Origin of the sequence: Buchnera aphidicola (Brevicoryne brassicae), from assembly GCF_005082825.1 — a bacterium.
Classification (GTDB): domain Bacteria; phylum Pseudomonadota; class Gammaproteobacteria; order Enterobacterales; family Enterobacteriaceae; genus Buchnera; species Buchnera aphidicola_AK.
Genome location: NZ_CP034882.1, coordinates 1 through 14,188, shown reverse-complemented (window position 1 = coordinate 14,188; position 14,188 = coordinate 1). Strand labels below are relative to the sequence as shown.

The following is a 14,188-nucleotide window of genomic DNA, read 5'->3' as shown; positions in this document are numbered from 1 at the left end:
AAACAACAATTTTCAAATTTTATTTTTTATTAATTTTGTTCGATTGGAGTCTACCGTGTCACTTTGTCTTTGGAAACAGTGCCTCGACCGGTTACAGAATGAGCTACCAAGTACAGAATTTAGTATGTGGATACGCTCTCTGAAGGCGAAACTAAAAAATAATATCTTAAAAATATATGCTCCAAATAAATTTGTTTTGGATTGGGTTAAAGATAAATACTTAATTCATTTTAAAATAATACTGCAAGATTTTTGCGGTTCTGATTCTCCATTAATAAAATTTGAAATATATAAAAAACCTAAAGAAAAAAATACAAAAAAAAATATTTTAAATAATAATTATAATATAAATAAAAAACAAATCTGGAATCAAATTCCGGTACTTAAAAAAACATCTTATCGTTCTAATATTAACAAAAAATATAATTTTGAAAATTTTATAGAAGGAAAATCTAATCAACTCGCTCGATCTGCAGCATCTCAGGCAGCAAAAAATCCTGGAAATTCTTATAATCCATTGTTTTTATATGGAGCTACAGGATTAGGTAAAACTCATTTACTTCATGCTATAGGAAATGGAATTTTAGCATATAAATATGATATTAAAATAATTTATATGCACTCTGAACGTTTTGTTCAAGATATGGTTAAAGCTTTACAAAATAATGCTATTGAAAAATTCAAACTATATTATCGTTCCGTCGATGCATTATTAATAGATGATATTCAATTTTTTGCACATAAAGAACGTTCGCAAGAGGAATTTTTTCATACATTTAATGCTTTAATAGAAGGAAATCAACAAATTATTTTGACTTCTGATCGATATCCTAAAGAAATAAATGGAGTAGAAGATCGTCTTAAATCAAGATTTGGTTGGGGTCTTACTGTTGCGATAGATCCACCAGAATTAGAAACTAGAGTTGCTATTCTTATAAAAAAAGCTGATGAAAGTAATATTATATTATCTGATGAAGTGGCTTTTTTTATCGCTAAACGTTTACGTTCTAATGTTCGTGAACTAGAAGGTGCGCTTAATAGAGTTATTGTTAATGCTCATTTCACTCATCGTACTATTACAGTAGACTTTGTTAGAGAGGCTCTTAGAGATGTACTTGCTTTACAAGAAAAAATTATTACGATTGATAATATTCAAAAAACAGTAGCAGAATATTATAAAATTAAAGTTTCTGACTTATTATCTAAAAGACGTTCACGATCAGTAGCTCGTCCAAGACAAATGGCGATGGCGATGGCTAAAAAACTTACTAATCATAGTCTTCCTGAAATTGGAGATGCTTTTAGTGGAAGAGATCATACAACAGTATTACATGCATGTCGTAAAATTAAACAATTACGAGAAGAAAGTCGGGATATTAAAGAAGATTTTTTAAATTTAATCAGAACTCTATCAGTGTGACTATATGAAATTTAATATTAAAAATAACATTTTAACTAAACATTTACAAAAAATAAATCGCTTAATTGTTAAAAATACTTCTCTTCCTATCTTAGAAAATATTTTAATTGTAATTAAAGAAGGAATATTATCTTTAACAGCAACTAACATAGAAATAGAATTAATTTGTAATATAAAAATATTAACAGAACATAAACCGGGTTCTGTTACAGTTTCAGGTCGAAAGCTATTAGATATTTGCCGTAATACATCAGAATCATCAGAAATTAAAATAAAAATAGATGCAAATAAGATGCATATTATTTCTAATAATAGCAATTATGTATTAACTATTTTACCTTCTGATGATTTTCCAAATCATAATAATTTTCAACATGTGTCAGAATTTTTTATATCTTCAAATATTCTTAAAAAAATGATAGAAAAAACTCAATTTGCTATGGGAAAACAAGACGTACGATATTATCTTAATGGAATGTTATTAGAAAAAAATAGTACATCGCTTTATACTGTTGCAACAGATGGCTATCGTTTAGGAATTGCAAAAGATTTTCTACGAGGAAATATTATTCCATTTTCAGTAATTATTCCAAGAAAGGGAATTATTGAATTATACAAATTGTTGAATATTAAACCCCAATTAATACATGTTTTAATCGGAAAAAATAATATTAGAATACATATAGAAGAGTTAATTTTTACTGCTCAATTAATTGAAGGTCAATATCCTGATTATAAAAGTATTTTATTAAAAAAGAAAAATTATCCTATTATTTTAAATCACAAATTATTAAAACAGTCACTATTACGTGTTTCTATTTTAGCAGATAAAAATTTTTGTGGAATAGAAATGCATATCAAGAAAAATGAATTTAAAGTATTATCAGATAATCAAGAAGAAGAAAAAGCAGAAGATTCATTTAAAATTAATTATTGTGGTGACGAAATAGAAATTTCAATTAATGTATATTATATATTAGATGTACTAAATACTATCAATAGTGAAAATATTTTTTTGTTTTTAAATGAATCTAACAATGCCATACAAATTGAAGCAGAAAACGAAAATACATCTTTATATGTAATCATGCTTTTACGACGTTAAAATTTGAAAAATATTATCTCTTTTTAACTAAAAAATAGACACTTGAAATTAATAATTATTTTTTTAATATTATAAAATTAAAAAGGGAAAATATGAAAAATATATACAATTCTTCTAATATTAAAATTTTAAGAGGATTAGATGCTGTTCGCAAGAGACCAGGTATGTATATTGGAGACACAGATGATGGCAGTGGATTACATCATATGGTTTTTGAAATTGTAGATAATTCTATTGACGAAGCACTATCAGGATATTGTAAGGAAATCATAGTAACAATACATTCAGATAATTCAGTTTCTGTAAAAGATAATGGAAGAGGTATTCCTACTGATATTCATCCAGAAGAAAATATCTCAGCCGCAGAAGTGATTATGACCGTATTACATGCAGGAGGTAAATTTGATAATTCTTCTTATAAAATATCAGGAGGATTGCATGGAGTAGGAATTTCTGTTGTTAATGCGTTATCAGAAAAATTAGAACTAAAAATTTACAAAGATAAAAAAAAATATCAACAAATATATAAAAATGGAAAACCACAAAACCCTCTTTCTATTATTGGAAAGAGTAATATGACAGGTACTTATATAAGATTCTGGCCCAGTTATAAAACGTTTAAAAACAATACAACATTCCAATACGAAATACTATCTAAACGGTTACGTGAACTATCTTTTCTAAATTCTAATATCGCAATTTATTTATATGATAATAGAACTAATATAAAAAATCACTATCATTATAAAGGTGGTATAAAAGCATTTATTAAATTTTTAAACACAAAAAAAACACCAATTCATTCACATATATTTTATTTTCAGTCTATAAAAGAGGAAATAGAATTAGAAATTGCTATGCAATGGAGTGATTCACATCAAGAAAATATATTATGTTTTACTAATAATATACCACAAAAAGATGGAGGAACACATTTATCTGGTTTTCGTTCTGGTATGACACGAACATTAAATTTACATATAGAAAGAGAAGGATACAATAAAAAAAATAAAATTTCTATTACAGGAGAAGACGTAAGAGAAGGATTAACAGCTATAATATCAGTAAAAATAGCTGATCCAAAGTTTTCATCTCAAACAAAAGATAAATTAGTATCTTCTGAGGTCAGATCAACGATAGAGTCTTTAATTAATGAAAATCTTATTGAATTTCTTTTAGAAAACCCTAACGACGCAAAATCTATCATTCAAAAAATAATTAATGCTACAAAAATAAGAGAGGCTGCTAGACGAGCTAGAGAAATAAATAAAAAAAAGGGAATGTTAGATTTAGGAGCTTTACCAGGAAAATTATCTGATTGCCAAGAAAATGATCCTAAACTTTCAGAAATTTATCTAGTAGAAGGTGATTCAGCAGGAGGATCAGCTAAACAAGGAAGAAATCGAAAATATCAAGCTATTCTTCCATTAAAGGGGAAAATATTAAATGTAGAAAAATCAAAATTTGATAAAATGATTTTATCACAAGAAATTTCTTCTCTTATTACAGCATTAGGATGCGGTATTGGTATAAATGAATATAATTTAGAGAAACTAAGATATAATTATATTATAATAATGACTGATGCAGACGTAGACGGTGCACATATTCGCACACTTCTTTTGACTTTTTTTTATCGTCAACTACCTGAATTAATTGAAAAAGGATACGTTTACATTGCACAACCTCCTTTATATAAAGTCAAAAAAGGAAAAAAAGAAAAATATATTAAAAACGATGATGAAATGAATCAATATCAAATTAAAATTGCTCTAAAAGATATTATTTTAAAAAAAAATAATATCAATATAGATGAAAATATTACAAAATTTAAAAAAATTATCTCTCAATATAATTTTCTTCAAAAAAAAATAAAAAACAATAAACATTATTTTCCTAAAAAAATATTTAATGAATTGATTTATCATCCACGTCTATACGATTTAAAGAATATAAAAACAGTCGAAATATGGGCAAAAACATTAGTCGAAAAACTAAATAAAAAAAATAATAATAATTATTATTCAAAAGAAATTAGAGAAAACACAAAAAAAAACATTTTTGAACCAAGTATAAAAATATCTAAATATTCATACCATATAAAATATGACTTGACAGAAGAATTCCTAAAAAGCAAAGAGTATTTTTTAATTACTGATTTAGGTGAACAATTTAAAAAACTTTTTTCAAATAAAGTATTTATAGAAAAATCAGGTTGTATTTACGAAATAGATAATATTAAAAACACACTAGAATGGCTAATTAAACAATCTAAACGTGGTTTATTTATACAAAGATATAAAGGATTAGGAGAAATGAATCCAGAACAATTATGGAATACAACAATGAACCCTGAAACTAGAAATATGTTACAAGTAACGATTAAAGATGCTATTTCTGCAAATAATTTATTTAATACCCTTATGGGAGATGCAGTAGAACCTAGAAGACAATTTATACAAAAAAATGCTTTAAAAGCCGAAAACATTGATGTTTAAAAAAAATAAATAAAAACCTTTAACAATATTTGCGGCAGGGGAAAAACCAGCCGCTTAAATTATTTTTCATTTAAATTTATCCATCATTTCAAGAACACGTAATTTTGCAATTTCTTTAGAAATTTCTAATAAAATATCATTTTTTTTTGTTTTTATATTTTCGTTTTTAATATCTTCTTGAGCTTTTCTTTTTGCTTTTAAAATATTTTTTCGATTTAAATCAATAGCACGAATTGCAATATCTGCTAAAACAGATACAGTGTGAGGTTGAACTTCTAATATGCCCCCAGATATATAAATACATTCTTCTTGTTTATCTTTATGAAAAATATATATCATACCAGGTTTAATAATACTTAATAATTGAACGTGTCCTGGATAAATACCTAGTTCTCCTTCACTTCCGGATACTCGTATTTTTTTTACTTCTCCAGAAAATATACGTTTTTTAACACTTACTACATCCAAATAAAAACTCATAAATACATCCTAAATATTATAACATTTTCGTTTTTTCTATGACTTCTTCAATAGAACCTACCATATAAAATGCTTGCTCTGGAAAAGAATCAAATTCACCTTCTATGATACCTTTAAAAGCTCGAATATTGTCTTTTAATGAAACATATTTGCCAGGAACTCCAGTAAAAACCTCAGCTACAAAAAAAGGTTGAGATAAAAATCTTTGAATTTTACGAGCTCTTGAAACTAACAATTTATCTTTTTCTGAAAGTTCATCCATACCTAAAATGGCAATAATATCTTTTAATTCCTGATATCTTTGTAATATTGATTGAACACCTAATGCAGTTTGATAATGTTCTTCACCTACTATATAAGGATCTAGTTGACGACTAGTTGAATTCAAAGGATCAACTGCAGGATAAATTCCTAATGATGCTATTTGACGACTTAATGTGACTGTAGAATCTAAATGAGCAAATGTTGTTGCAGGTGAAGGGTCTGTTAAATCATCAGCAGGAACATATACAGCTTGAACTGAAGTAATTGAACCTTTTTTTGTTGAGGTAATCCTTTCTTGCAATAAACCCATTTCTTCAGCTAAAGTTGGTTGATAACCCACTGCAGAAGGCATACGTCCTAATAACGCAGAAACCTCAGTACCTGCTAATGTATAACGATATATATTATCAATGAAAAGTAAAACATCTTTCCCTTCATCACGAAATTTTTCTGCAATAGTAAGACCTGTAAATGCAACTCGTAATCTATTTCCTGGTGGTTCATTCATTTGTCCATAAACAAGAGAAACTTTATCTAAAACTTTAGAATCATTCATTTCATGATAAAAGTCATTTCCTTCACGAGTTCGTTCTCCTACTCCAGTAAAAACTGAATATCCAGAATGTTCTGTTGCAATATTACGAATTAGTTCCATCATATTTACAGTTTTACCTACACCTGCACCTCCGAATAAACCAACTTTGCCGCCTTTAGAAAAAGGACAAATCAAATCAATAACTTTTATGCCAGTTTCTAATATCTCTTGAGAACTAGATTGGTCTATATAATTTGGAGGAGAACGATGAATTTCCCAATATTCAATATTACTATTATCTTTACTTTTCAATATACCTTTATTATCTATTGTTTCACCTAATACATTTAGTATACGACCTAATGTAACTTCTCCTACTGGTACTTTTATATAATGACCCAAATCATTAACAATTAAACCTCTTTTTAAACCATCAGAAGAACCCATAGCAATAGTTCTAACAACACCTGAGCCTAATTGCTGTTGTACTTCTAAAATCAATCTAGACTGTTTATTTTTTACTTCTAAGGCATTATATATTTTAGGTACTGAATCTTGATTAAATTCTACGTCAACTACAGCACCAATAATTTGGATAATTTTTCCTATAGCCATTATATATTTAGACCTCTAACTAATTTTAATTAGTTGAAACTGCTGATGCACCTGCAACAATTTCATTTAATTCTTGAGTAATGTTGGCTTGACGGACTTTATTATACAATAACTGTAATTCTTTAATACGATTACTGCTATTATCAGTTGCTGTTTTCATGGCCATCATACGAGCAGCTTGTTCACTTGCTATATTTTCTAATATACTTTGATACACTTCAGATTCAACATATCTTTTAAATAATACGTCTAAAATTAACTTAGATTCTGGTTCATATAAATAATCCCATTTTTTAGTGTTAATAATTTGAACTGTTTTTTTAGGAAGTGGAAGTAATTGGTTAAATTTAGGACATTGCGACATTTTATTACGAAATTCATTATAAGCAATAAAAATTTTGTCAATTCGTCTAAATTGATATTCTTCTACAATAATATTTACAGAATTAATTAACGTTAGTAAATTAGGTTTTTCTCCTAAATTAGCTATTTTTGATAAAATGTTACTTCCACATAATTTAAAAACAGAAAAACTTTTTAAACCGAATAAAATCAAATCACATGGAATATTCATTTCAGTAAATTTTTGAATTTTAAATAATACTTGTTTAAATAAATTACTATTCAAACTTCCACATAATCCTCTATCAGTAGATACTATAATTATTCCAATACGTTTAGTTTCTCTGTTCTCTAAATAACTATGTTTATACTCTAAATTTCCTTGTACTACATGTTCAATAACTTTTCTGATAATCTCAGAATATGGTCGACCAAAATGCATTCTTTCTTCAGTTTTTCTCATTTTTGATACAGCTACCATTTCCATAGCTTTGGTTATTTTTTTTGTATTAACTACACTGATTATTTTATTTTTTATTTCTTTTATACTTGTCACTATTTTCTCTTTTTAACTCATTAAAGATTTTAATTTAAAACCGAGTTTTTTTAAAATTACTAATTAATTTTATTAATTTTTTTTCAATAATAGAATTAAAATCACTTTCTTTGTTGATTATGTCCATTAAATCAGAATAATAATTATTAGCATAAAGTAATATTTCTTTTTCAAACTTTGAAATGTCATTTACGGAAACATCATCAAGAAAATTATTTTCTGCAACAAAAAGTATAAGACTTTGTTCAGCTACAGACATCGGTGAATATTGTTTTTGTTTTAATAGTTCTGTAATTTTTTGACCATAATTTAATTGTTTTCGAGTTACATCGTCTAAATCAGATGCGAATTGTGCAAATGCTGCAAGTTCTTGATATTGAGCTAATGCCGTACGAATACCAGCAGATAATTTTTTAATAATTTTACTTTGTGCTGCACTACCTACACGAGAAACAGATATACCAGGATTTACAGCAGGACGAATCCCTGAATTAAATAAATTTGATTCTAAAAATATTTGACCATCTGTTATAGAAATAACATTAGTAGGAACAAACGCAGAAACATCTCCAGATTGTGTTTCAATAATAGGTAAAGCGGTAATTGAACCAGTTTTTTCAATCATTTTATTATTCGTGATTCTTTGTATATATTCGACAGAAACACGAGCCGCTCTTTCTAAGAGACGAGAATGAAGATAAAATATATCTCCTGGAAAAGCTTCTCTACCTGGTGGTCTACGTAATAATAGAGAGATTTGACGATAAGCTACTGCATGTTTTGAAAGATCATCATAAACAATTAGTGCATCATTACCTTTGTTACGAAAATATTCTGCCATTGCACAACCAGAATAAGGCGCTAAATATTGTAAAGAAGGTGCTTCTGAAGCTGATGCTACTACAATAATTGTATTAAATAAGGCATTATTTTCTTCTAATTTTTTCACTACGTTAATAATAGTAGAAAGTTTTTGACCAATAGCAACATAGATACATTTTACACCTAATTTTTTTTGATTAATAATAGTATCTACTGCAAGTGCAGTTTTACCTGTTTGTCTATCACCAATAATTAACTCACGCTGTCCTTTTCCTATAGGAACTATTGAATCAATAACTTTATAACCTGTTTGTATAGGTTGATCAATTGATTGACGTTCAATTACTCCAGGTGCATCTGTTTCAACTGGTAAAAAACCATCATTTTTTATAAATTTTTTACCATCGATGGGAGATCCTAATGCATCAACTACTCGACCTAATAAATTAAAACCAACTGGTACTTCTAGAATTTTTCCTGTACATCGAACTTTAGTACCTTCAGTAATATGAATATAGGGTCCCATTACTACTGCACCTACCGTATCTCTTTCTATATTTAATGCAATAGCATATTCATTATCCGGCAATAAAATCATTTCACCTAACATAATATTAGAAAGACCATTAATCTTAATAATACCATCACTAACAGAAATAATAGTACCTTCATTATATGATTGATTAAATATTTCAAATTGAGCTATTCTTTCTTTAATTAATTTACTAATTTCTGTAGAATTTAATTGCATTTATTATTGTTCTCTTAAAAATTTAAAGCATTAAATAATTGTTTAAGATGATTTTGAACAGATAAATCAAAAATTGTGTCATTTATCTTAATAACAATACCATCTAATAGAAAATGATCGACTTTATATATAAATTTAATTTTTTTCAAACATACATTTTCTAATGCTTTTTGTATTTTAATAATTTGTTTTTGTTCTAAAGAATATGCACTTTTTAATTCAACAATTAAAATATTTTTGTAATTAGCTTCTAATTCTAAAAATTGTTCTAATATATTATTTAGTATATTAAAGCGTTGATTTTCAGATAATAATCTTATTAAATTCTTTGCCTCATCATCAATTAAATTACCACTAATTTCAATAAATACTAATGATAAATATTTAGGAGAAAGTGATCCAGACAATAATTTTTTAATTTTTGGATAAGAAGCAATTCCATCAATTAAAATTAACATTTCTTTCCATTTTTGAATTGAATTACTGGAAACTGCAATTTCAAAAATCGCTTTAGCATACGGTCTAGAAATAGTATCTACTACTGACATTAATTTTTTACCTTTGATAAAGATATAATTAATTCATCTAATAAATTTTTTTTATTGTCTTTTCGAATGTTCTTTTTGATAATTTTTTCCGCCATAGAAATAGATAAATTTACAATTTCTTTATGTAAATTTTTACGTGCATTTGTAATCTTAACTTCGATTTCTGATTCAGTATTTAAAAGAACTTTTTTACTTTCTACTAAAGCTTCATTTCTAGCCTGTTCTAAAATCAATAATTTTTGTTTATTAGCGTCATTTACAATAAGCGATGCTTTATTTTTTGCATCTTCAATCTTTTTTTGTATTTCATTTTCAATAATTAATAATTTTTCTTGAGCTTTTTTAGAAAGAGCTAATGATTCTTTTATTTGCTTTTGTCTAGTTTCAATAGCTAAAATAATAGGAGGCCAGATATATTTCATACAAAACCAAACAAAAAAAACAAATGAAATTGCCTGTCCTAAAATTGTCGCATTAAGATTCACAATAATACACCTTATATATTAAAATCAAAATTAATCTTTACGTTAACAAAAAAACGTAAAGATTTTTTATAATTTTATTTTATAATTCAAAAATACGTTTATTCTTTAAATAATGAAAAAAAATTATGAAATAGCAAAAAGCATATAAAGACCCAAACCTACAGCAATCATTGGAATAGCATCAACTAAACCCATAACAACAAAAAACTGTGTTCTTAGCAAAGGTACTAAATCAGGTTGTCTAGCTGCTCCTTCTAAAAATTTACTACCTAAAATTCCAATACCAATGGCTGCTCCAATTGAAGCTAATCCAACCATTATAGCTACTGCAATATAAAGCATCTCAATATTTACATGTCCCATTATAAACTCCAATTTTTAATAAAGTAACAAAACAATATATAGATTTTAATTTTCATGAGATTGAGAGGCCATTGACAAATAAACAATAGTCAATACCATAAAAATAAAAGCCTGTAATGTAATTATTAAAATATGAAAAATAGCCCATGGTACGTTTAAAAAACATTGTGACCACCATGGAAGTAAACCTGCAATCAAAATAAAAATCATTTCTCCTGCATACATATTCCCAAAAAGCCGCAATCCCAAAGAAATCGGTTTAGATAATAAAGAAACAAATTCTAATATAAAATTAAAAATAAAAAATACAGGATGATTAAAAGGTTGTAAAGTTAGTTCCTTCAAAAAACCGCTAAACCCTTTTATTTTTATAGAATAAAATAAAATTAAAACAAAAACACCTAATGACATTGATAATGTAATATTTATATCAGCAGAGGGTACAATTCGCATGGCTGGTAAATCAAATACTTTTTTTGAAATAAAAGGCAAAAAATCAATTGGAACTAAATCCATAAGATTCATTAAAAACACCCAAATAAAAATTGTTAATGACAAAGGTGCAATAAGAGAATTATTACCCTGAAACATACTCTTTACATTAGAACTAATAAAATCAAAAATCAATTCAATAAAAGCTTGTAACTTACCTGGAACACCTATAGTAATTTTTTTCCCTATTAAATAAAAAAGACCTAAAAAAAAACTTCCTAAAACAAGAGAAAAAAATATTGAATCAATATTTAAAATCCAATAATGAGGCGAAATTTCTCCTGGTTCAACAATTTTAAAACTAGATAAATCTATCTGTAAATGATTTAAATGATGACTAATATATTTTTGAGGATTAGATATTTTTTCTAAAACCATAGCGTATTCTCATTTTTTTATAATTTTAAAAAAAACTGTACAAAAAAACCATTTAGAAAATTTTTATCAAACATTATCGTTTAGTAATAAAAAAATTAAAATATAATTTATAAAAATTTAATTAATTTAAATTAAAAATCAAAAAAATAATAAAATCTCTTCATAAAAAAATATTATGTATTTTAAATTGACTAAAATCAAACTTTAATTTTTATAAATTATAAAAAATTAATTAAATTATAAAGTGAATAATCATATACTACAAAAAATTTTTATAGGATTCTTTTTTTAAATAAATTAATAATATTGATATAGCGGCTGGTGTAATACCAGAAATTCTTGAAGCTTGACCGATAGAAACAGGTTTATAATCATTCAATTTTTTTACTACTTCAGAAGATAATCCTTTGATTTTATTATAATCACAATTAGGTGATAAAAAAGTTTTTTCATTTTTTATATGTCGATTAATTTCTTCGAGTTGTCGTTTAATATAACCTTCATATTTGACTGTATTTTCTATTTGCTCAATAGCTTGTAAATCAGAAATTCCTTCTTTAAATTCCTCTAAAAAATATAAATCTTTATATCTAATTTCTGGTCGTTTTAATAGTTCAATTATACTAATCTTTTGGTTTAAATTAATATTGTAAAATTTCTTTAAAAAATCAATATCAGATGATTTAAGATTTATTTTGATATTTTCCAAACGATCAGTTTCCATTTCTATATTCGATAATTTTTCATTATAACGATTCCATCTTAAATCATTTACTAAACCAAATTTTCGACCAATCTCAGTCAAACGTAAATCAGCATTATCTTCTCTTAAAATCAGTCTATATTCAGCTCGCGAAGTAAACATTCGATATGGTTCTTCTGTACCTTTTGTAGTAAGATCATCTATCAGCACACCTAAATAAGCTTGATCACGTCTAGGAAACCAACTTTCAGCATCTATTGAATGTAATCCAGCATTTAAACCAGCTAACAATCCTTGTGAAGCAGCTTCTTCATAACCTGTCGTCCCATTAATTTGACCAGCAAAAAAAAGTCCTTTAATCAACTTACTTTCTAAAGTAAGATTTAAATCTTTTGGATCAAAAAAATCATATTCAATTGCATACCCCGGAGTAATAATTTTAGATTTTTCTAAACCTTTTATAGAAGTTAATATTTGTTTTTGAACGTCTAATGGAAAACTCATTGAAAGTCCATTAGGATATATTTTAAGACTAGATAATCCTTCTGGTTCTAAAAAAATTTGATGCGATTTCTTATCAGGAAATCGAACAACTTTATCTTCAATAGAAGGACAATATCGAGGTCCTAAACCTTTTATAATCCCCTTATATATCGGACTCTTATCTAAGTTATTACGTATAATTGTATGTGTTTTTTCATTCGTGTGTGTAAGATAACAAGGTATTTGACGAGGATGATTTGAAACATCTCCTATAAATGAAAAAACGGGAATAGGATCATCACTGTGTTGCACAAATAAATCTTTAAAATTAACAGTTTTAATATCAATACGAGGTGGGGTTCCAGTTTTTAATCTATTAACACGTAAAGATAATTCTCTTAAACGAGTAGATAAATCTATAGATGATTTGTCTCCTATTCTACCAGCAGAATAACTAGTCAAACCTACATGTATCCTACCACCTAAAAAAGTTCCTGTTGCTAATACAACCGATCGTGAAAAAAATTTATTTTCATTTTTTGTTAACACACCCACTACAGTATAATTTTTAAAAATTAAATCTTTTACTTCCTCTTCTAAAATCAATAAATTAGATTGTTTTTTTAACATCTGTTTTATAGTTTTATGGTAAAGCAATCTATCGGCTTGAGCCCTAGTAGATCTTACAGCAGGACCTTTTGTAGAATTTAAAATTCTAAATTGAATACCTGAGTGATCAATAGCTTCAGCCATTATACCGCCTAATGCATCTATCTCTTTTACTAAATGACTTTTGCCTATTCCACCTATTGCTGGATTACATGATAAAACACCTAAATCTGTAATTTTTTGAGTTAATAATAATGTTTTACAACCCATTCTTGAGGATGCCATAGCCGCTTCAGTACCAGCATGTCCTGCACCAATAACAATTACATCAAAATTTTTTAAATTCAACATGCAAAAAAACCTTTTAAAACAATTAAATTATTTCATACAGTATTAATATGTTGTTTAAGATAACACATTTTAATATTAAACATAAGACAGTAAAGATAAAAGATGTTTTTATATTCTTTTAGAATTTAATTAGAATTTTATTTTAATATAAAGAAATAATGATAATTATTATTATTATTATTAGTAAAGAGAAAATCTGTGGATAAGTAGTCTGTAGTATTGATAATACAAGAAGTTATTAAATTAATTAACTGTGTACAATTAGTGATTTTCATACGAATAACTTTTTTTATATGTTATAATTTTAAGCTAAATTAAAAGAATTTTCTTAATTACAACAGTTCTTATTGCATTCATGAGAAAAATATCAAAAAAAGTTTAAAAAAAA

General features: G+C 26.3%; 12 protein-coding genes. 3 read left to right on the top strand and 9 right to left on the bottom strand.

What is annotated here, in order from left to right:
• The first annotated feature begins 55 nt into the window (after positions 1-55).
• From dnaA to gyrB, 3 genes are all read left to right on the top strand, one after another.
• Positions 56-1,420 (top strand): chromosomal replication initiator protein DnaA, encoded by a 1,365-nt coding sequence (gene dnaA / locus D9V66_RS00060; protein ID WP_158365399.1) that lies wholly within the window; start codon positions 56-58, stop codon positions 1,418-1,420.
• 4 nt (positions 1,421-1,424) lie between these two features.
• Complete coding sequence (dnaN, locus tag D9V66_RS00055; protein WP_158365397.1) at positions 1,425-2,525, top strand: DNA polymerase III subunit beta; 1,101 nt, start codon at positions 1,425-1,427, stop codon at positions 2,523-2,525.
• Positions 2,526-2,617: 92 nt separating this feature from the next.
• A complete protein-coding gene (gyrB, locus tag D9V66_RS00050; protein ID WP_158365395.1) occupies positions 2,618-5,023 on the top strand; it encodes a DNA topoisomerase (ATP-hydrolyzing) subunit B in 2,406 nt (801 codons plus the stop codon).
• A gap of 66 nt (positions 5,024-5,089) precedes the next feature.
• On the opposite strand, the gene D9V66_RS00045 is transcribed toward gyrB, so the two are convergent.
• The 9 genes from D9V66_RS00045 to mnmG all read right to left on the bottom strand — a co-directional run bounded on the left by D9V66_RS00045 (position 5,090) and on the right by mnmG (position 13,800).
• On the bottom strand, positions 5,090-5,503 hold the full coding sequence (locus D9V66_RS00045; RefSeq protein WP_158365393.1) for a F0F1 ATP synthase subunit epsilon: 414 nt from the start codon (positions 5,501-5,503) through the stop codon (positions 5,090-5,092).
• Between the two features lie 16 nt (positions 5,504-5,519).
• Positions 5,520-6,917, bottom strand: a complete 1,398-nt coding sequence (atpD, locus tag D9V66_RS00040; protein ID WP_158365391.1) for a F0F1 ATP synthase subunit beta — start codon at positions 6,915-6,917, stop codon at positions 5,520-5,522.
• Between the two features lie 25 nt (positions 6,918-6,942).
• Positions 6,943-7,815 carry a F0F1 ATP synthase subunit gamma gene (gene atpG / locus D9V66_RS00035; protein ID WP_158365389.1) on the bottom strand — a complete coding sequence of 291 codons (873 nt, stop codon included), beginning with the start codon at positions 7,813-7,815 and terminating at the stop codon, positions 6,943-6,945.
• A 34-nt stretch (positions 7,816-7,849) separates the two neighbouring features.
• A complete protein-coding gene (gene atpA, locus D9V66_RS00030) occupies positions 7,850-9,388 on the bottom strand; it encodes a F0F1 ATP synthase subunit alpha (protein ID WP_158365387.1) in 1,539 nt (512 codons plus the stop codon).
• 14 nt (positions 9,389-9,402) lie between these two features.
• Positions 9,403-9,936, bottom strand: coding sequence for a F0F1 ATP synthase subunit delta (locus tag D9V66_RS00025; protein WP_158365385.1), 534 nt, complete (start codon positions 9,934-9,936; stop codon positions 9,403-9,405).
• Positions 9,936-10,421, bottom strand: coding sequence for a F0F1 ATP synthase subunit B (locus tag D9V66_RS00020; protein WP_158365383.1), 486 nt, complete (start codon positions 10,419-10,421; stop codon positions 9,936-9,938). Before D9V66_RS00020 ends, D9V66_RS00025 begins: the two co-directional genes overlap by 1 nt.
• Positions 10,422-10,544: 123 nt before the next feature.
• On the bottom strand, positions 10,545-10,784 hold the full coding sequence (gene atpE, locus D9V66_RS00015) for a F0F1 ATP synthase subunit C (RefSeq protein ID WP_158365381.1): 240 nt from the start codon (positions 10,782-10,784) through the stop codon (positions 10,545-10,547).
• 45 nt (positions 10,785-10,829) lie between these two features.
• Entirely contained in the window at positions 10,830-11,654 is an 825-nt protein-coding gene (gene atpB, locus D9V66_RS00010) for a F0F1 ATP synthase subunit A (protein WP_158365379.1), read from the bottom strand.
• 259 nt (positions 11,655-11,913) lie between these two features.
• On the bottom strand, positions 11,914-13,800 hold the full coding sequence (gene mnmG, locus D9V66_RS00005; protein ID WP_158365377.1) for a tRNA uridine-5-carboxymethylaminomethyl(34) synthesis enzyme MnmG: 1,887 nt from the start codon (positions 13,798-13,800) through the stop codon (positions 11,914-11,916).
• Between the last annotated feature and the right edge of the window lie 388 nt (positions 13,801-14,188).

Excerpts from the sequence above, each read along its gene's own strand:
- dnaN (WP_158365397.1), top strand. The coding sequence starts at position 1,425 with ATGAAATTTAATATTAAAAATAACATTTTAACTAAACATTTACAAAAA.
- gyrB (WP_158365395.1), top strand. The coding sequence starts at position 2,618 with ATGAAAAATATATACAATTCTTCTAATATTAAAATTTTAAGAGGATTA.
- D9V66_RS00045 (WP_158365393.1), bottom strand. The coding sequence starts at position 5,503 with ATGAGTTTTTATTTGGATGTAGTAAGTGTTAAAAAACGTATATTTTCT.
- atpD (WP_158365391.1), bottom strand. The coding sequence starts at position 6,917 with ATGGCTATAGGAAAAATTATCCAAATTATTGGTGCTGTAGTTGACGTA.
- atpA (WP_158365387.1), bottom strand. The coding sequence starts at position 9,388 with ATGCAATTAAATTCTACAGAAATTAGTAAATTAATTAAAGAAAGAATA.
- D9V66_RS00025 (WP_158365385.1), bottom strand. The coding sequence starts at position 9,936 with ATGTCAGTAGTAGATACTATTTCTAGACCGTATGCTAAAGCGATTTTT.
- atpE (WP_158365381.1), bottom strand. The coding sequence starts at position 10,784 with ATGGGACATGTAAATATTGAGATGCTTTATATTGCAGTAGCTATAATG.
- atpB (WP_158365379.1), bottom strand. The coding sequence starts at position 11,654 with ATGGTTTTAGAAAAAATATCTAATCCTCAAAAATATATTAGTCATCAT.
- mnmG (WP_158365377.1), bottom strand. The coding sequence starts at position 13,800 with ATGTTGAATTTAAAAAATTTTGATGTAATTGTTATTGGTGCAGGACAT.